This window comes from Xenorhabdus griffiniae, assembly GCF_001028135.1.
GTDB lineage: Bacteria > Pseudomonadota > Gammaproteobacteria > Enterobacterales > Enterobacteriaceae > Xenorhabdus > Xenorhabdus bakwenae.
On record NZ_LDNM01000032.1, the window covers coordinates 40,390 to 57,587 of the forward strand.

General features: G+C 51.3%; 16 protein-coding genes and 1 pseudogene. 5 read left to right on the forward strand and 12 right to left on the reverse strand.

Translation table 11 applies throughout. The features are described from left to right. Positions 1-3 precede the first annotated feature (3 nt). The 4 genes from AAY47_RS08800 to AAY47_RS08815 are packed head-to-tail and all read left to right on the forward strand — an operon-like array spanning position 4 to position 5,163. Entirely contained in the window at positions 4-2,181 is a 2,178-nt protein-coding gene (locus tag AAY47_RS08800; protein WP_047768932.1) for a type VI secretion system Vgr family protein, read from the forward strand. Beyond that, the gene (locus AAY47_RS08805; RefSeq protein ID WP_047768934.1) at positions 2,178-3,689 is read left to right on the forward strand and encodes a VRR-NUC domain-containing protein; all 1,512 of its coding nucleotides are present in this window, start codon (positions 2,178-2,180) and stop codon (positions 3,687-3,689) included. The genes AAY47_RS08800 and AAY47_RS08805 overlap by 4 nt, the downstream gene beginning before the upstream one ends. A 15-nt stretch (positions 3,690-3,704) precedes the next feature. Next, a complete protein-coding gene (locus AAY47_RS08810) occupies positions 3,705-4,910 on the forward strand; it encodes a type VI immunity family protein (protein WP_047768973.1) in 1,206 nt (401 codons plus the stop codon). After that, entirely contained in the window at positions 4,894-5,163 is a 270-nt protein-coding gene (locus AAY47_RS08815) for a PAAR domain-containing protein (protein WP_047768936.1), read from the forward strand. The genes AAY47_RS08810 and AAY47_RS08815 overlap by 17 nt, the downstream gene beginning before the upstream one ends. 101 nt (positions 5,164-5,264) lie before the next feature. On the opposite strand, the gene AAY47_RS08820 is transcribed toward AAY47_RS08815, so the two are convergent. From AAY47_RS08820 to AAY47_RS08830, 3 genes and pseudogenes are all read right to left on the reverse strand, one after another. Beyond that, positions 5,265-8,510, reverse strand: a complete 3,246-nt coding sequence (locus AAY47_RS08820; protein WP_047768938.1) for an Ig-like domain-containing protein — start codon at positions 8,508-8,510, stop codon at positions 5,265-5,267. Between the two features lie 101 nt (positions 8,511-8,611). Next, positions 8,612-9,085: a hypothetical protein gene (locus AAY47_RS08825; protein WP_047768940.1), complete on the reverse strand. Its 474-nt coding sequence runs from the start codon at positions 9,083-9,085 to the stop codon at positions 8,612-8,614. Between the two features lie 78 nt (positions 9,086-9,163). Further along, positions 9,164-9,373, reverse strand: a pseudogene (locus AAY47_RS08830) (type VI secretion protein); the annotation flags it as partial. Between the two features lie 125 nt (positions 9,374-9,498). Between AAY47_RS08830 and AAY47_RS08835 the strand changes: the two are divergent. Beyond that, a complete protein-coding gene (locus tag AAY47_RS08835; protein ID WP_047768944.1) occupies positions 9,499-9,834 on the forward strand; it encodes a hypothetical protein in 336 nt (111 codons plus the stop codon). Positions 9,835-9,904: 70 nt separating this feature from the next. On the opposite strand, the gene AAY47_RS08840 is transcribed toward AAY47_RS08835, so the two are convergent. From AAY47_RS08840 to AAY47_RS20585, 9 genes are all read right to left on the reverse strand, one after another. Then, complete coding sequence (locus tag AAY47_RS08840; RefSeq protein ID WP_047768945.1) at positions 9,905-12,670, reverse strand: conjugative transfer ATPase; 2,766 nt, start codon at positions 12,668-12,670, stop codon at positions 9,905-9,907. Beyond that, positions 12,670-13,071, reverse strand: coding sequence for a TIGR03751 family conjugal transfer lipoprotein (locus AAY47_RS08845; protein ID WP_047768946.1), 402 nt, complete (start codon positions 13,069-13,071; stop codon positions 12,670-12,672). The genes AAY47_RS08840 and AAY47_RS08845 overlap by 1 nt, the downstream gene beginning before the upstream one ends. Next, the gene (locus tag AAY47_RS08850) at positions 13,059-13,415 is read right to left on the reverse strand and encodes a hypothetical protein (RefSeq protein WP_047768948.1); all 357 of its coding nucleotides are present in this window, start codon (positions 13,413-13,415) and stop codon (positions 13,059-13,061) included. Before AAY47_RS08850 ends, AAY47_RS08845 begins: the two co-directional genes overlap by 13 nt. Further along, complete coding sequence (locus AAY47_RS08855) at positions 13,415-14,812, reverse strand: TIGR03752 family integrating conjugative element protein (protein ID WP_047768950.1); 1,398 nt, start codon at positions 14,810-14,812, stop codon at positions 13,415-13,417. The genes AAY47_RS08850 and AAY47_RS08855 overlap by 1 nt, the downstream gene beginning before the upstream one ends. Then, on the reverse strand, positions 14,802-15,635 hold the full coding sequence (locus AAY47_RS08860; protein ID WP_047768952.1) for a TIGR03749 family integrating conjugative element protein: 834 nt from the start codon (positions 15,633-15,635) through the stop codon (positions 14,802-14,804). The genes AAY47_RS08855 and AAY47_RS08860 overlap by 11 nt, the downstream gene beginning before the upstream one ends. Then, a complete protein-coding gene (locus tag AAY47_RS08865; protein ID WP_047768955.1) occupies positions 15,632-16,288 on the reverse strand; it encodes a PFL_4703 family integrating conjugative element protein in 657 nt (218 codons plus the stop codon). The genes AAY47_RS08860 and AAY47_RS08865 overlap by 4 nt, the downstream gene beginning before the upstream one ends. Continuing rightward, positions 16,285-16,641, reverse strand: coding sequence for a TIGR03750 family conjugal transfer protein (locus AAY47_RS08870; protein WP_047768957.1), 357 nt, complete (start codon positions 16,639-16,641; stop codon positions 16,285-16,287). The genes AAY47_RS08865 and AAY47_RS08870 overlap by 4 nt, the downstream gene beginning before the upstream one ends. A gap of 10 nt (positions 16,642-16,651) precedes the next feature. Beyond that, positions 16,652-16,984 (reverse strand): TIGR03745 family integrating conjugative element membrane protein, encoded by a 333-nt coding sequence (locus tag AAY47_RS08875; RefSeq protein WP_235428322.1) that lies wholly within the window; start codon positions 16,982-16,984, stop codon positions 16,652-16,654. A 79-nt stretch (positions 16,985-17,063) separates the two neighbouring features. Continuing rightward, positions 17,064-17,198: TIGR03758 family integrating conjugative element protein (locus AAY47_RS20585; RefSeq protein ID WP_072059768.1), on the reverse strand; the 135-nt coding region annotated here is incomplete at its 5' end.

A 17,198-nucleotide genomic window follows, 5' to 3' on the forward strand; every position in this document is an offset into this window, starting at 1 on the left:
GTTATGGATGGTTTGGTTTTTACCTGCCAAATCGGTCGACTCCCGCCAACGACCTTTCAGGTGGTTAACTTCACTCTGCGGGAGCATTTATCTCAGCTTTTTCAACTTAATCTGACGGTGGTCAGCGCCGTCAATAATATCCCTCTGGGTGAGCAGCTTAACCAGGAAGCCTCACTGACCATCAAGCGTAATGGTGTGGTGGAACGGACGGTCAATGGTATCGTTGCAGGTGCAGTACAGGGTAATACTGACGGAAAACAGACGGGTTACACTTTTACCTTGCGTCCTGAAATGTGGCGGATGACGCTCAATCAGGACAACCGTATTTATCAGCATCTCTCCGTACCGGATATTTTGAAAAAATTGCTGGGAGAGCACCGGGTAAAAGCTGACAGCAAGTTCTATGATAGCGCCGGTTATCATGCGCCCCGCGACTACATTACCCAGAAACGGGAATCAGCCTACGATTTCTGGTGCCGGCTAGCGGCGGAAGAAGGGATTATTTTCTGGTTTGAGGAAAACCAGATGTTTTACAGCAATTCTCACCTCGGCATGACGGCCGCCTTACCTTTGGTCTACAACGGTCAACCCAACACGGATGATACTGACTCTACTGTCTGGCAGTGGCAGTATGGCGAATATTTATGCCCGGATGAGTTTATTCACAAAGATTACAACTACCTGCGTCCTTCCCAGCCGATGCAAACCCAAGCCAACGTAGAACCCAGCAGCGGGCATTCCGTTTTTGAAAGTTACGGGCGTTTTCAATGGAGTAAAGAGGGACAGCCCTTTGGTAAAATCCGCCTTAACCAGTTGAACAGCGAAAGTAAACTGGGTTCGGCACAGTCTAACTGCATTCAATTACGGCCGGGTAAAATCTTTACCCTGAGTGCTCATCCGTCTGAAACGATGAATGACCGCTGGCAGGTGGTGAGCATCACGCATCATGGCGCTCAACCACAAGCGGCCGGAACGGGAGGCGAAGGCACCACATTAACCAGCGATATGACCTTTATCCCCGGCTTTGATGACTGGCGGCCACCGTATCACTATAAGCCGTTGGCAGACGGTGACGAGCTGGCCACTGTTGTCGGGCCGGAAGGCGAAGAGATATTCACTAATGAATTAGGGGCCATTAAGGTTCATTTTCACTGGAACCGTTACGATAAACCCGGTGACGGTTCATCCTGTTGGGTGCGGGTGGCGCAGGGCTGGAACGGCAACAACTTTGGTTTTATGGCAGTTCCCCGTATCGGGCAGGAAGTGATTATCTCATACCTGAACGGCGATATTGACCGACCGATTGTGACTGGCTGCAACTACAATGGCCGTAACAGCCCGCCGCTGGATTTACCGGGTCAAAAAACCTGCACCACCTTTAAAACTAAAACGCATAAAGGTGAAGGCTTTAACGAGCTGCGTTTTGAGGATGCCAAAGGCAGTGAAGAGATTTATATCCACGCCCAGAAGGATATGAATACCAAGGTGCTGAACAATCGTACCACTCATGTGGACAGGGATCATGAAGAACGCATTGGCCAAGACCAGAAATTAACCGTGATGCGGGATCAGTTTGAGGAAATTCAACGCAGCCGCCAGACCACCATTAAACTGGACGATGATGAGTCTGTCAGCGGCAGTCAAACACTGTGGGTTGAGAAAAACCAGTCCAGTACCATTACCGGGCAGCAAAGCGTCAAAATAGGTAAAAGCCAGTTATTGGAAGTGACTGATAATCAGGAAGTGCGTGTCGGTAAACACATTGTGCTGCAATCTCAAAGCGGCCAAATCACCATCGGTAATTCAGGTGGTCAAATTATTATCGATCCGACAGGAGCAATTACGATTTCGGGTACGTCCATTTCCATGACCGAACACGCAGCAGGAAAAGCCGGTGCTCAGGCACTGTTTGATTATTCCGGGCGTTATATCCTGACCAACAGCAAAAACGAAAATAAACCGCTGCCCCATACCCTGTACCAGATAAAAACCCCATCAGGCATCGTGTCCGGCCGTACGGATGCCGCAGGGCGTACTGCCATCGTGCAGACCCAACAAGCGGATACTTTGGAATTCAGTCTCCCGGAAGCGCAGAAAAAGAAAAAAACCAAAACGCTGTACCACGTTGGTAATAATCAGCCCGTGGATTATGTGATGGAATTTAAGGAGGAATCAAAATGACCCAACAATTAAAACCGGGTGGAATGTGCCCTGCTATTACCTCAGTGCATTGCCGAATGGAGCGCATTGAATTTCCGAAAGATGAAGATCAATGTTATCTGGCAAAAAAAGCCGCTTTGGCTATTTGGGCACCGAAGATAGCTATCGGTAAAAAGGGCATTTTTTCTCTCAAACAGGCCGCGATGAGCCAGTTTATTAAAATAGAGGAAAAGGTGTATGACTGGCTGTGGCCCTATAAAGCTGAAGTGACTTTTTATATGAGAGGGAACAGGACGCCATTGCCTAAACTGACAGCCAGTGCAGACAAAAAGGAACGCTATTCCGGCAATCTTCCCCACTCTGAAAGCTGGTTTCCCAATTTGTCTGCACAAAACATTATTAAACACGGCATTACTGGTTTCCGGCGGCCCGATATTATTCTGGTCAAAAATCAGCAAATAAGATGGCCGGGGCGTGATGCAGAGTATCTTGATGGCTCTGCGCACCCCGACAACCTGAAGATATTAATTGAGGTGAAATTTCCGGGAGACTCCATGTCAGAAGGACAGGAAATGGATTATCCCCTCATTGCCACCAGAGAACGCTTTGGTATTTTTGTGGTTGAAGATAATCGTGGTTCAAAGGAATGGGAAACGCTTTCGGAAGAAGCCAAAGCGGCAGAAATGGACAATATCAGGAAACATGTGGCCTTATTTGGTCGTCTTTTTCCGCCGGTTGCTAGCGGAAATACGACACCTGTACCATTACCTATTCCTACTCATCCTGAAATAGCCCGGTATATACCACAAAATCTCCCGCTGGTGAGTGAAAAACCGTGGCAACATAAGCCTGTTTTCAGTATTTGGATGGCTTTATCGCATGATCAAACTGTTCCGCCGTTAATTACGCCGCCTAGTGAATCCTCATTTGGGGAACGGGTCACAGAATACTATAGTCAGGGTGTTCAATGGGTGAAAGACGGCTTTACCTATACCAAAGATATGATTGTCCGTAGCTGGGAATGGACATGGGATTTAACGGCCAGTGGGTTCAATTACCTGAGTGATAAGACGCGTGCAGCACTGGCGGCTTGTGGTGCCTGGTTTCGTGAATCAGGGCAATGGATAGCGGATGAAATTATCGATCCGGTAACAAAAAAGCTGAGTTATGCCATTCATTGGGTCAGTGAAAAAACAGGGGAAATCGTTCGTCTCACCGAAGCTAAAATCAAGGAAGCCATGGAAACAGTATACAAATATACCGACTTGACGATAGACGCATTGAAACAGGTCGATTGGTATCAGATAGCTGCTGATCTGGGCAATGGTACAATTCAGTTAATGGTAAAAATAGGGGAAAAAATCATTACTATTATTGAAACCATTGTCGTTGTTGCCGCTATAGTTTTGTTGGCGGGTTTAATTATCTGGGTGGGTAGCGTTGCCGGTGGTGTCGCAGCCGCGATATGGGCGACCCTGACAGCAGCAGTGGCGGGGATTACCGCATTAACAGCGGCAACCGCATCATAAGGAAAAATGATTATTATGAATAAAGAAGCCTATTTTGAGCATATCAAGGCACAATTAACGGGATTTACCCTGCAAAGTGAACGAGATATTACCGTCACCCGTTTAGGGTTGGCTATCACGTTGTTTTTTAAACAAGGTTATACCCGTGAAAAAAAAGAACGGATTTTAGCCTGTTATCGCCGCTTTCGGGACATGTACGGTGATAAGTTAAGATTCCATACCCATGAATTTGATGGGTTGAAAAAATATTCAACCGAAAATATCGAAAAAGTAGAACAGTTAATTTTGAAGGCAGATAACGGACCTTTCGTTGGCAATAAGATATGTGGTTGGTATGTCAGTGATGCAAAAAATGCTACTGAAGCACCTCAATATATTATGCGTTATCTTGATTCGTGGGAAACAGTAGGCAGTAACGCGAGTTCTTATTTATGTTTGGTATTACCGTGGAATGTATTGGCTACAGACGAAGGGCAAACTGAGTTTAATGAATGGCTGGCATTTCTTTGCGGGCAACTCAATCCCGATCATGGGGAATGTGGTTATACACTTGCCTTACCCAGAGATTATCATCTTTATATGCCACAGGAATACCAGCTTGCCATTCGTTATCCTGCCATGCAGGTTAATGCAATAGTTCATTCATGGGCACATGAATATTATAACTCGGTACGCAGTATAGGCTGGCTTACCTTACTGTCACACCGATTTATCAAGCGATTGGGTGGAGAACAATGGGTAAGGAAAAAGTTGTCCGCTTATCCTGATATTACCATTACTGAATATGGTAATGGGTTGATTATCCGTGCCAGCGAATATCCCGACTTAACCCCACTACCTGCCAGTGTGCCTGAAAGTTATTTTGCCATTAATGAATTAATCCGACCGATTCGCTATATCATGAAAGAGGGGGATTCTCTCCATTTTTATGGTGAAGGCCATTTCACCGGTAAAACCAGTGCCCTCTGGTATGCCCGTTATGATCGTGGTCCCTTACAGGTTGACCCGCTGATGGCAGGCGAACCCGCCAGAGTCGATGGTTACTGGACAACCAAAGGGCGTGAAGGGTTGGAAAACATCATTCTGCAAGGTGATATTGCCCCTGATGTTGAAGGTAATACGCCCGGCACAACCGTATGGCGTTTGGTGCGTCAGATTGAGCATGATGACATGAAAGATCTAAGGGAACTTGAGGTACAGCAAAATGCGGGCAACCATTGACGGTAAAAAAATTATCCTGAAAGGCGACACTACAAACACAAGCGGCACCGTACTAACAGGTTCAGGGCTAACCAAGCAGGGGGAACCGGTTGCCTGTGTTGGTGACAGCGTGTTTTGCCCGGCCTGCAAAAGCACAGGCGATATTGCTGAAGGTTCTCCACTGACGATGATACAGGGTAAAGCGGTTGCACTGGAGGGGCACAAAGTGAATTGTGGTTGCCCATCTGGGTGTACACTTGTTGCTACGGGTTAATAAGACAAGAAATCACGTACTAGCCTGAGCGATTGAAATTCTCTTAAGTGGCTGTTTTAACAGCCACTGGCTTTATTTAGCCGATAAATTGGGCAACATTGCTACCTGCCACATGCAAATCCGGTCATCGGCCAACCATTTCGCATCCACCGGTCGGTTTCTGCCCAAAACGTCCATTTCGCCTGATGCTCTGCGGAACCTGAGCTGGCAGCCAGGTAATCCGTGGAAGTCACATAAAATTCCCGCGTCCAGCCATCGTAGAGATAAAAATTACCCCATTCCTCATAGAGCTGTTCCAACGCATATTTGGAGGCAATTTGGCTGCCGAGTGATTTACAAAGTTGTTTTGCCTCTGAGTAAAACGCTTTCGTCAGGCCGGAGCGCTCAAACCAGGTGTGAACCGTCAAGGTCAGCTCGACCTGCTGCCCGGTCTCATCAGTACCCGTGAGCCTGACTCCGTCAGGATTTTGCTGTACCGTCACCACATCCCCCGATACCGTCACCGAGGGCGAGTTACTCTGCCAGTTCACCCGGCCTGTATTGCCTGCCGTGATAAGACGGAATTTCGCGCCACGCCAGAGTACGGAGGGTCCCCTGAGACCAAACGATTTCTGGTTGGCATTGCCGCCCTGACGGTCAACGGCAACAGTATCAACCAGGCGCAACGGCAGGATAAATTCCACAGAGGAGACAACTTGCTGCTCACCCACTTCTGCGGTGACCGAAGCCTGTCCAGCATGACGACTGACCAGGGTTGCGGTTGCCTTTCCCTGACGGTCTGTCCCGCCTTCTGCAAAAATCATCTCGCCAAGATTGCCAGACCAGTCAACCGCTTTATCCGCAAGCTCCTGCCCATGAATATCGGTGACGGTGACAGTAAAAATCACCCGATCTTCGCCATCCGCCGCGGCACGGGTTTTATTGACCCGAAGGGTGGGTAACAGAATTTCATCAAAGGTGACCATCGGGGCAGCCACTTTATGATCGCCGACCTGGATCTGCACCTGGTGATCTCCTGCAAATGTACTGCTCAATTGAACCTGCACTTGTCCCTGATTATCAGTTTGCGTCCGTTCTGAGGACAACACGCCATGATCCGTTTGCCAAATTACTGACTGATTTTCCACAGATAGCCCCAGCGAGTCTTTCACTGTGGCGGTCAACACCACGGTATCCTGCCCATCGCCTTTAGCCCGGACTTTGTCCACTGTGATCGCCGGTTTCAGCAAACGTTCAAACATCACCGGAGCAGCATAAAGGGTTTTTCCCGCCACCTCAGCTTTCACCGTTACCCTCCCGGCGGTGCGACTGACTAACCGGGCTGTCGCTTCTCCCTGACTGTTTGTCTGCTCTTGCCTGTCCAGCAGTTGCCCGTTATCCGCTGACCATTGCACTTTACTGTTGGCAACGGGTTGTTCCGCTGCATCGCGCACGTTCACCGTATAAAGGATGTTGTCCTGACCATCAGCAATCGCCGTTTGTTTGTCAGCCTGAAGTGTATGCGTTAACGAGGCGGTAAAGCTAATCGGAGAAGCCATCACTGTTTCACTGCCAACTGCCACTGTCACTTCTGCATTTCCTGATACTTTGCTGGTTAAATAAGCCGTAGCCTGCCCTTTTGCATCAGTCATTAATGAAAATGCGGAGAACTGGCCAAGGCTGGTCTGCCAGCCAACGGCCTGATTCGAAACAAGTTGACCGGCTGCGTTTTTGACAGTAACGGTCAGCGTCGCCCTTGATTTTCCATCCGCCTTAATGCTGTGCTTATCAACGGTGATTTCGGGGATCAGCACCGCATCAAACTGTACTGAAGGTGCAATAACAGCCTCTTCATCCACGGTAACACGTACTGTGTGCAGCCCCTGCTGACGACTATGTAGCACGACCGATGCCTGCCCCTGCGCATCCGTGTGCTTCCGGGCTTGGGACAATTCGCCTTTATCACTTGACCAGATAACGACCTGATTGGGAATAGGAGTTCCCTCCTGGTCGGTGACAAGGACGGTATAGCTCACACTGTCATGACCATCGGCTTTGGCCTGCGTTTTATTTGCTGTCACCTGCCATCGCTTTTCGGTCGGCAAACTCACCATCAGGATTTTTGCCCGGTTGGAGCGATTACCCCGGCTGTCGATAGCTATTCCCGAAAGCCGAACGGGATTTTCCGTGGTTTTCGGCAACCGTAACGTCACTTTATCCGGCCGTTGATCAAGTATTTTCCCGCCCGCTTGCTGTAATTCAGCCGTATCCAGCTCTAAACGTGCCAGCGGATATTTAGCGTGGATAATCGGTACAAAGGTCACTTCCTTGCCTTCATATCCGTTGATTGATGCAGGGAAAGCCAGTGTCAGCAACGTTTGCTTCTGATAATCCAACACGATATCGCTACGCCGATTCACAAAATCAAATTGACTGGATCTTAAATTGCGCAATGGCGCGACCGCGTTTGGATCAAACTGTTGGTTTAACGGAACACCCAACCGATAATTGAGGTTCAGGGTAAAACGATTTTCACTGACACCTTGTTTACCTTGCCGAAAATCAGCGCCCAGTGTCACTAACGGCACCGGCGTGTAAGTCAGCCCCGCGGTGACGCTGTACGGGTTTTTCTGGCGTTCTGCTTCACCGAATAACGCGACCTGCTGCCCGTAATATTGCGCAAACTGCAATTGCCCGCCCCAGTGAGGAAAAGCAGGTAAATATGCTTCGGCCTGAATATCCCAGCCATTGGCGGGTCTTGCATCGAAATCTGTAAGCCGGGAGGGCTTCCAATGGGATAAACGCTGGTAAAGGTTGGCAGACAATTTAACGTTATCATGCCAGGCTTCTAATCCAATGCTGTAACGGTGATGCTGCGCCGGCCACAACGCATCCCAGAAGACATTGGCCCCCCATAACCAGTTATCGGCGACATAGCGATAGCCGAATCCGACTGCCGTTGTTGTCTGTCCGTGGTGGGTTTTTACCCCGAGCTGGCTGAATGCCGTACCCGAAATCGATTGATAAAAAGGCAGTAACCCATCAAATGCAACGTCTTTTAACGAAAAATGATTGTCGAAAGGGAGTGTGAGGCGGGCATTGCCATATTGGTTCAACCACGGTGTCAGTGTTGATGTCACCACAGACGATAACTGCCGGGCGACCATTGTTTTTGCCGCTTCGTTGGGTGACTGCGATTGAGTCAGTTGCCCCCATTGGGTGGTGATTTCGGCCAGGGTGTGCTCATGCTGATCCGGGTTTGGCACTTCCGGCATGGCCTGACCGGGAAAACTGAGTGACAGGCTTAACAGGCCGATAATCGAAGAGTTTCCCCTGCTGAACCGACGGGACTGGACTTTTTGCACCACAGATTGTGACCCTTTTCATTCATGCTGAAAGGGGTAACATGCAGAAAAAGCGCGTTAAATACTGCACTTAATTCTTTTTCCCATGGTGAAAATTACCTGAATCAGCGGTGAACAGGAATCCCGTTAAATGTATGCGTACAGCACTGACACTGAATAGGAATATCATTTGCTGACAAATGCGGATTCACCTTCCTTAAAAAGCCTGATTTATCGACGAACAGCCCGTTGTAATAACTGGATTCACCACAGCGGATATAATCTCTTTGTTCATGCTCATGTAACGCCACTATCCAAAATAAAGGTTCTGGACTGTCCAGTCGCTGAACGGCTTCACTGTGAACCGCATCCCATTTTTCACCGACTTTACTCAATAAAAACATAAAAAGTGGCGTGTAATCTAAGCCGCGTCTTTGCCTGCCTTTCATAGACAGAAAGTAGGGCATATCCTCCCTGATTAATTTTTGTTTGGCTCGCTCCCATCGATATTCACCGCCATGATGAAAAACGAAATGGGCTGTCGTATTGACCCGGCGATAAAGTTTCTTTTTTCCATGATTGGATTGATACTTTTTCATTCTTATCTTCATCTCAATTTTTTAGGCAAGAGAGTTAACGTTCTCTCAGTCAATATACCCGATAATAAAATTGAATAGTTATGTCTGTTTTAACCCCCGCGCAATATCCATTTTTCTGGCCACTAACACAGCCGCTTCCAGTTCACTGCACTGATGCTCGCGCATTAACGCCCGCCGTTCGGCCTTTTCTTCTTTTTCCGTCATCCCCAGCGCCAGATAGAGACTCGGCACCACCACCCGGAACAAGGCTTCGATTTTTTTCGCCAGCACTACCCCTTCGGTATAACAACGGTAAAGATAGATGTTTCTTACAAAGATAATGGTGCCAGACCAGACCGTTTTTCGGTAGCTTATCAGATAGGCAATGAAAGGCCGGTAGAAGAACGCTTTATGAACACATCTGGAGGAAAATGATGGTGAGTGATGATGAAATTTATTCAGAAATTGGTCGGATATTGTATGAATCTGCGCCTGATAATGCCCAGAAGATTTTACTGGATGTCGAGTTATCGCCCGAAAATGATCATGCTAAATTATTATATGACTATATTGATGAAAGCGGATGCCAAAAATGGTTTTTACCCCCCTCTCCAGAAACTGGTGATGGTGTTATCGAAAATTTAGTTATGCTGCGTAAATACTACGTAGAAAATAATCTGACCAATGGTCAGCCTGTATGGTATGGATGCCTAGTCACTGTTGACCTTGAAAAAATGAAAATCAACATAGACTTCAAGTACGAAGAATAGCAATAAAACGATCCCAGCCAGAGTGCTGGGATCTCCCGTCTTTACTACCAGTTCTCAATGATATGAATTATCAATCAGTTGCGCTTATAATGTGGCGTTCCACAGAATCAGTTTTCAATCCTCTCACCTCATCCATCCTTCTTGCCACCAAAACCGCCGCTTCCAGTTCACTGCACTGGTGCTCGCGCATTAACGCCCGCCGTTCGGCCTTTTCTTCTTTTTCCGTCATCCCCAGCGCCAGATAGAGACTGGGTGGCACCACCCGAAACAAGGCTTCGATTTTTTTCGCCAGCACCACGCCTTCGGTATAACAGCGGGGCAATTTACTGGCAGAAAGCAAGACAGCTTTCTGCTCTTCATTCAGTTTTTTAAAACGGGCTATTTGTTCGACTTCATCCGGTGGCATAGTGAGGCACAGCCACCATTCCGCCATATTCAGCATTTTTTCAGCCGTGTCTGGGTAGTCGGCGAGGTTTTGCGTTGCGAGCCACAACCAGGCACCCAGTTTACGCCACATTTTCACGACCTTGGTCATATAGGGGGAGAGCAGCGGGTTGGTGGTGGTGATATGCCCTTCGTCGATCACCAGTTGCAGTTCCCTGTCCTGATACTGGTCGCGTTCGGCCAGATTATTCACGGTGTTAATCAGTGACACCATCGCCAGTGCCATTTGTGCCGAATAGTTTTCCCGCGCCAGTGTACCCAAATCAATCAAGGTGACATCCACTTCCGGCCACGGCGTGCCGGGACGGTTAAACAGTTCCCCTTCAAAACCCTGGGTAAACATCGACATGGCACCGGCCATTTCATCTGCCCGTGCCCGGCGATGTGCCGTGATCAAGGGCTGGCCATACTCATCCTGCTGGTGATTGCGGGCGATGGCATAGAGGGCATTCTGTAAGTCAGAGGCCAGCATCTGGCGTCCCTCAGCAAAGCTGGTGTGGGCTGCCATCATAATGGCTTCACGAATTAATCCCCGATCCGAACGGGTCAGGCGCTCTTCCTCTTTTTTCTCACCCCCGGTGATCATCAGCCGGGCAGCAATTTCCATTTCACCCAGAATATCGCGCTGTTCGTCATTTTCGTCTTCCTGCGATTCATCAGGAATGTCCTGCCATTGATTGGGGCTGAGTTGCAGCAACTGATGGGCATCGGCAAATAAGGCCAGACTGACACCACAGCCCGGTTTGATACCGATTTTATTGACCGTCAGCCCCAGACTGGCGTAATAATCTGCCAGCAAGCCAAAGCTGTTCCCCGCTTCGACAATAAACAAACGCGGTCGGTGGATAGCCATCAGTTGCACCAGAGAGGCGCACAGCGTGGCGGATTTACCTGCCCCGATCGGGCCAAACAATAGCAAATGCGCGTTTTGGGTGCGATCCTGTTTATTCATCGGATCAAACGTCAGCGGTGCACCACCGCGATTAAAGAAGCTGAACCCCGGGTGCCCGGTGCCGGTTGAACGGCCTGTGACCGGCATAAGCCCTGCCAGATGTTGCACCCAGCTCAGGCGGGTAAACCAGTGTTTTTTGTCCTTCTGCGGGTTAAAACACATGGGCAGGGCACGTAGATAAGTATTCAACGGGGACACACTGAATTCCGGTCGCACCGGTTGTAATCCGGTGCTCAGCAGGGTTGACGATAACTGATGCACCCGCTGGTTCAGATCAGTGACATCGTTGCCGCGCACCAGAAAGGCCAGCGCACTGCGATACAGTTTATGCCGCCGTCCCAGTAAGGTTTTGACCTCCTGCACATCCTGCCGGACACGTGCCGATTCGGTATTTTCCCCCACCGCATTTTTTGCCAGCCGGGTAAAGCTCTCTTCCAACGTATCCTGTGCCTGCGCCACGATGGTCAAAGAAACCACGGTGCCTGCCGGCATCATATCCATCAGGGCATTGATATTATCCCCCCGTTTCACTTCGCCCGTCAGCGTGCCCGGTTCTGGCGGGCGGCGCAGGCGTTCAACCGGCACCGCTTTATGCGGCAGGCCATCAAACCACCAGACACCGTTTTCGGGATCAGATACCGGTGGGGTAAACCACAGGCTTTCGGCAAAGTCATTATAAATCGGGAGTTCGAGCTGCATGGGCGTTTCATAACTCACCGTGTGGTAAAAATCGACTTTGGCCATGCTCCAGTCCGGGGCTGGGTTAAAATGACGTAACAACCAACTGTGGATCTGCTCGCCATTTTGCCGAACGGCCACAATACCCGCCGCCGCCAGTGAGGAAACCAGCCGCTCGCAGACCTGATTAAGTGCCGCCACCGGGGATACGGTTTGATGGTGTGTCTGCGATTTGTGAGCCGGCAGCCAGCGGTAAACCACCATGCGGGTCTGGCGCTGCTGTCCCCGCCACGGTTGCCCGGTAATTAAGCTGTCGTAAAATATCCCCTCAGGCTGAGCAATGCTGTTCAGGTGGCGTTCGGACTCGGCCAGAAAGGCCTCCGTAAACGCGGTACCTTGTGCCCACGGTTTTATATAGTTTCGTAACGTGTTGAGGTAACTGGCTGGATCATCTTCATCCTGACAAAAAAACTGCACCACCCAGGGTGAGATATCGTCTTCTTCCAGACTGTCCTGGATCGCATCCTCCAGTTGATCCCGGATTTCAATCAGCCGTTCCACTGGACGCCCTTCGGTGGCCACCGGTTCGATACGATAGACCGCTCCCACGGAAACCCCGTCATCCAGCAACAGGCATTGCCCGTCTTCCAGATATTCCACCCAGGGCAGGTAGTCGATGATGGAGGGACTGGCCCGGTAAATCGCGGCTTCATCGGCTTCACGCAGCTTGCCGGGGCGATGCAGTGCCTTGGGATTTTTCATTACAGAGCCTCCGTGCGTTCACCCGGCAGGGCGTACTGCACCTGCTGATAAAACGGGAACACCGTACTGTAGCCCGGTATCGGCGTATTGCCTGCCGCCAGATGCGGAAAGATATACATCACCATATCGGGATTGGGGAGACGGGGGAATTGCTGGCTGATTTCCTGCGCAGCCGAACGGCTGTAATGGTAATGCTCTTCCAGTGCCCGGCGGCGTTCGATTCCGGTCAACGTTCTGCGCAATGCGGCTCTGGCCTGCACGGTAGTATGACCGGCTTTATTGCCCTGCCACATCGCCAGCACCGTCTGCCCGCCGGCAGGCAGCAACGTGCCTTTCGAGGTTGAACAACCGGCCAGCAGCCCAGTCAGACACAGCACGACAACAGTGTTTATTTTTCGCATCGCTGAACCTCCGTAATGCCAATCGCGGTCAAGGTGGCAAACTCAGGATGGACGGCCAGTTCCGATACCGTAAACGGCAGCCGTTCCCACTGTTCAGGTTCAGCCCTGGCTTTGCCTGCAATCACCACCTGCCACTGGATTTCTGTCAGACGAAAGACGGTAAAATCACCGTCATTCAGCGGTTGACACGCATTGCCGATGGCAAGACAGAGCCGGGACGCTTTTTGATGGGCAGGCCGCCAGCAGAGCTGAACCGGTACCGGTTCAGCCTGTGGGGGTCTGCTGACTTGCAGGCAATAGGGCTGGCTGGCACTGAACAGCCATTGAAAGACAGGCTTTTCCATTAATCTAAGGCTTCCTGAGTATCATGTTGAACGGGTTCACTAAAGTCGTAACGCACCTTACGGCCTTTCGTTTCGTAATCCATCGCCAGACTTTGGGTGATATGCACCACAACACCGGCACCGGGCGGGACGTAGATCGCATCAAACGTCTGGCTGTAACGTTGTTTGAGCCATTCGGTGATGTCATTCATGCCACCGGCCAGGGCTTTGCCTAATGCCGCCTGTCCGGCGTTACCCGTTAACGCGGAAGTGATACCGCCAGTGCCGTTGGTCTGGGCGGTTCGCTGACTATCGTTCAGGGCATCGCCGGCCGAATTCATGGCTGACAGGGCAAACAACGTCGGCAGATAAGAGCTGGCGTTGGATTTACGCTCACCGCTGATACAGGGAATGCCGTTTTCATCAGATAACCAGCCGATACCCTGCTGATTCTGCCCTGTGCCCGGCAGGGTGCGCACGGTGCCATCCTGAAACACAAAGGTGATGGAATTGACCTGCCCGCGTACACAGGAGAGTGTCCAGTCACCACTGGCTGAACCGGAGACAACAGCACCTTCCACTTCCGGCAGTTCGATGCCATTGGCGGTCAGGTTGTCTTTGCCAATCAGAACCTTGAACGGGTAAGGGTCGGTTACGGTGCCATTGACAGGCACCCGGCCTAATAACGCGGTCATCGCCTGACTGCCCACCAGAGTGGCATTTTCCGGCAGGGTATAGACCGGTTTTTCGTTTTCTTCCTTAAGCGAGGGATCCGGTGGGGTATTTTGTTCCGTTGCCGGTTGCTCACTTAAAAAAGCGGTCGGGAATTTAGTGGCCGGTTTGCCGTAAACCCCGTTTTGGGCATCAACCGGTTTTTCATCGGCAGGAACCACCCAGATGAGTTCATCCTGCCCACTGACTGGGTTGGTGGCATACGGACTGCTCAATGCGTTTTGGCTTTCCGGGGCAGACAAAGGGGTTGAATTTAACCGCTCGGTGAGCAAATCAATCTGAGCCAGCAACCCCTGTTGCTCATCCTGTAACTCGCGTCGGTGCTGTTCATCGCCCTGACGGATGGCCGTAACCGCCGCATCTATCTGGCCGGCAACATCAAGGCGCTGATGCTTTAACTGGTCATTTTCTTTCAGGATATCGGTATTCTGCTGACTTAAGCGTTTCTGCTCTGCCCGCACTTTATTCAGTGCCCCTATCAGGGTACGCAGGGTATCTTCCGGTGTATCGCCACCGACACCCAGCGCCTGTAACTCCTCCGGTGACAGCGTGGCCAGTACATTATTCTGCGTCGTACCGGGCGCGGCACCTTCCGTTGAGCTGCAACTTTTGATGCCAATAAACCCGCCGATAACCAGCACTGTCGGCACCAGTATTTTCACCAACGCATTGGACTTAACCTCCATGACGGCCTCCCGGTTTCACCGATGCCGGCTCAGGGATAAAGGCATTATCCGGCAGCCCTTTTGTGACGAGGTACAATACCGTCGTATCCTCCGGTGATCCCGTTTCACCCAGCCAGCGATGCTGGAACGTGGCGGCCACAAACTGCCCCTGTAATGCTCGCGGGTCGAGGGGGATAGTGCGTTTGGCCGTATTGCGCAGTTTCAGCGCGATGACCGTGTGAGGGTGTGATCGCCAGCCTGCCAGCGGCGTAATCGCAATCGGCTCTGACGGGTACAGCGTTGTGATGGACGGGGTCAGATGCAGGTTCACCGGCTGGATACCTGCCACCGGCTCGACAGTACGCAACGGGGCATACAGTTGCTGCGCGGCATAGCGGGTTAAGGCGACCGGAACGGGCGCTGATAATTCGGTTTTGCGCTGACGCTGTGGTTCTTCTTTTGACGCAGCATGTTTTTCATCCGAATAAATAATCCGTACCGGCTCTGTTGGCCCCGTTTTAGCTGCCGTAATATCCAGTAAAATGATTTCGCCGTTTTCGCTGTCCTGCAAGTGCAGGCGGGTTGACGGGAAGGTATTGCTGGCTTTCAGGTACACCGCCCCGCCCGCGCTCTGTACCCGCAATTTATCACTGAGTGACGGCGGCAAACCGACACGGACATTCCGGTCAGCAAAAATAATGCGTTCCTGCCCCACGTTGAGTGAGATGGATAACGGAATACGTTCCCACTTCATCAGTTCATCAGCCTTTGCACCGACGCTGAACAGCAAGATGCTGACCAAACCCAGCCAAAAATTGCGACAGCCAAATGACACTCTGCTCATTGAAATACGCCCTTTTTCTCTGCCAAAGGTTGCGGCATCGCTTCCAGCCGCTGTGGCATCCCGTCGTAACAATCCAGTGCCAGCCCGAAGGGATTACGCTCGGCATCCCCTTCCCAGCGCACCACTTTCAGCGGATAACGCACCCGTGCCCGTTTGACCGGTTCAGCGTGATAATATTCATCGGCCACCAAATCCAGCCGGACTACCCAGTTATCCCGGTCACGCACCGTCACACTGCGTGTCCCATAGCCGCGACCGGGAATTTCATACACCACCCGCACCCGGTCGAGCAGCTCACCGCTGTCAGCCCGGGTTCTGGCATCTTCACGCAGAAAATCCTGACAGGCCGGCGTCAGATAAGGGGAAAGCGTATAAATTTTGGCCGGATAGTCCTGTGCCCCGTTTTTCGGCCAGGCATTCAGTTGCTGGAAAATATAAAAGGCGAAACTGTAGACACTGGGGGTGGGTACTTCCCACCACGGGCGCGTGCTGCCGGTGCGTAAGTCCGGCGGATGATGGATGGTGAGATTGCGCGGTGACGCCATCCAGCCCGTCAGGCTCAGTAGCAATACCAACACCAGAATGCCGCACGCCACTCGCAGGGTCAGAATATGCTGATCCCGGTTTTTCACCGCATGACGAAACCGGCTCATCGCGCTCTCCTGCTTCGGCGCAACGACCAGCCCTGAGCGGCCATAATCAAGGCCGGATCACCGAGACCCAGCCGGCGTTTTTTCTCTTCCAGTTTCAGCCAGAGATAATTTTCCGGCTTGCCACGTTTAACATGCGCAAGCCAGCGCCCGCCAAAGCTCACCAGTAACAAAGGCATCACCAACATGCCGGTCGGGAGCATGACCCAACCGGCTAACGGGATCAGGGGAAGACTGACGGCCAGTCCGAGCACGATCCCGGCCAGTGCGGCCAGTCCCATCTCCGGTGTGGTGAACCCGCGAAACACCACCGGCTCGGCGTTTAAACGGTCAGGTAAGAAAGCGATCGTCTGCATGGTGACTGCCTTAAAAGATAATACTGGCCGATTTCGACAGCAGCCAAATCACGGCCACCAACAGCACCACGCCGACCACGACGATGGCGCCAAACTGGGTCCAGGTTGATTTGCCATCCCGCACTTCGGAAAAGGTTTCGACAGCAGCTGAGGCCACTTTAAAAAACGCGACTGCCGAGAGGATCAACCCGCCAATCACAATGCCATCCTGCGCGTACCCTTTAGCCTGTCCCAGCAATCCGCCTCCGCCGCCACTTTTCGGCGGCTCGATAGCGGGCAAATCCGCCCAGGCGGATCGACAGGAAAAGCAGCACAATAAAAGAAAGGCGTTTATTCTGGTCATCAGGCTCGTGCTGATACGCCGGCAGACGGTAAAAATGGGCTTCATATTGACTCTGTTCCTTTTCATTATGTTCGCTGCATTAGCTGGCAAACATCCAGACAGCCACGACCAGCAATACCGCGGTTCGAAGGGCAAACTGGCTGAGGGTCTCATTACGCACTTTTTCATTCGCCCAGCCCTGCCAGACATCTACCGCAGCCCAGGCCGCCCAGAA

Bases quoted from the DNA above. Each gene is read 5' to 3' on its own strand.
- AAY47_RS08800 (WP_047768932.1), top strand. From the start codon at position 4: ATGGATGGTTTGGTTTTTACCTGCCAAATCGGTCGACTCCCGCCAACG.
- AAY47_RS08805 (WP_047768934.1), top strand. From the start codon at position 2,178: ATGACCCAACAATTAAAACCGGGTGGAATGTGCCCTGCTATTACCTCA.
- AAY47_RS08810 (WP_047768973.1), top strand. From the start codon at position 3,705: ATGAATAAAGAAGCCTATTTTGAGCATATCAAGGCACAATTAACGGGA.
- AAY47_RS08815 (WP_047768936.1), top strand. From the start codon at position 4,894: ATGCGGGCAACCATTGACGGTAAAAAAATTATCCTGAAAGGCGACACT.
- AAY47_RS08825 (WP_047768940.1), bottom strand. From the start codon at position 9,085: ATGAAAAAGTATCAATCCAATCATGGAAAAAAGAAACTTTATCGCCGG.
- AAY47_RS08835 (WP_047768944.1), top strand. From the start codon at position 9,499: ATGGTGAGTGATGATGAAATTTATTCAGAAATTGGTCGGATATTGTAT.
- AAY47_RS08840 (WP_047768945.1), bottom strand. From the start codon at position 12,670: ATGAAAAATCCCAAGGCACTGCATCGCCCCGGCAAGCTGCGTGAAGCC.
- AAY47_RS08845 (WP_047768946.1), bottom strand. From the start codon at position 13,071: ATGCGAAAAATAAACACTGTTGTCGTGCTGTGTCTGACTGGGCTGCTG.
- AAY47_RS08850 (WP_047768948.1), bottom strand. From the start codon at position 13,415: ATGGAAAAGCCTGTCTTTCAATGGCTGTTCAGTGCCAGCCAGCCCTAT.
- AAY47_RS08855 (WP_047768950.1), bottom strand. From the start codon at position 14,812: ATGGAGGTTAAGTCCAATGCGTTGGTGAAAATACTGGTGCCGACAGTG.
- AAY47_RS08860 (WP_047768952.1), bottom strand. From the start codon at position 15,635: ATGAGCAGAGTGTCATTTGGCTGTCGCAATTTTTGGCTGGGTTTGGTC.
- AAY47_RS08865 (WP_047768955.1), bottom strand. From the start codon at position 16,288: ATGAGCCGGTTTCGTCATGCGGTGAAAAACCGGGATCAGCATATTCTG.
- AAY47_RS08870 (WP_047768957.1), bottom strand. From the start codon at position 16,641: ATGCAGACGATCGCTTTCTTACCTGACCGTTTAAACGCCGAGCCGGTG.
- AAY47_RS08875 (WP_235428322.1), bottom strand. From the start codon at position 16,984: ATGACCAGAATAAACGCCTTTCTTTTATTGTGCTGCTTTTCCTGTCGA.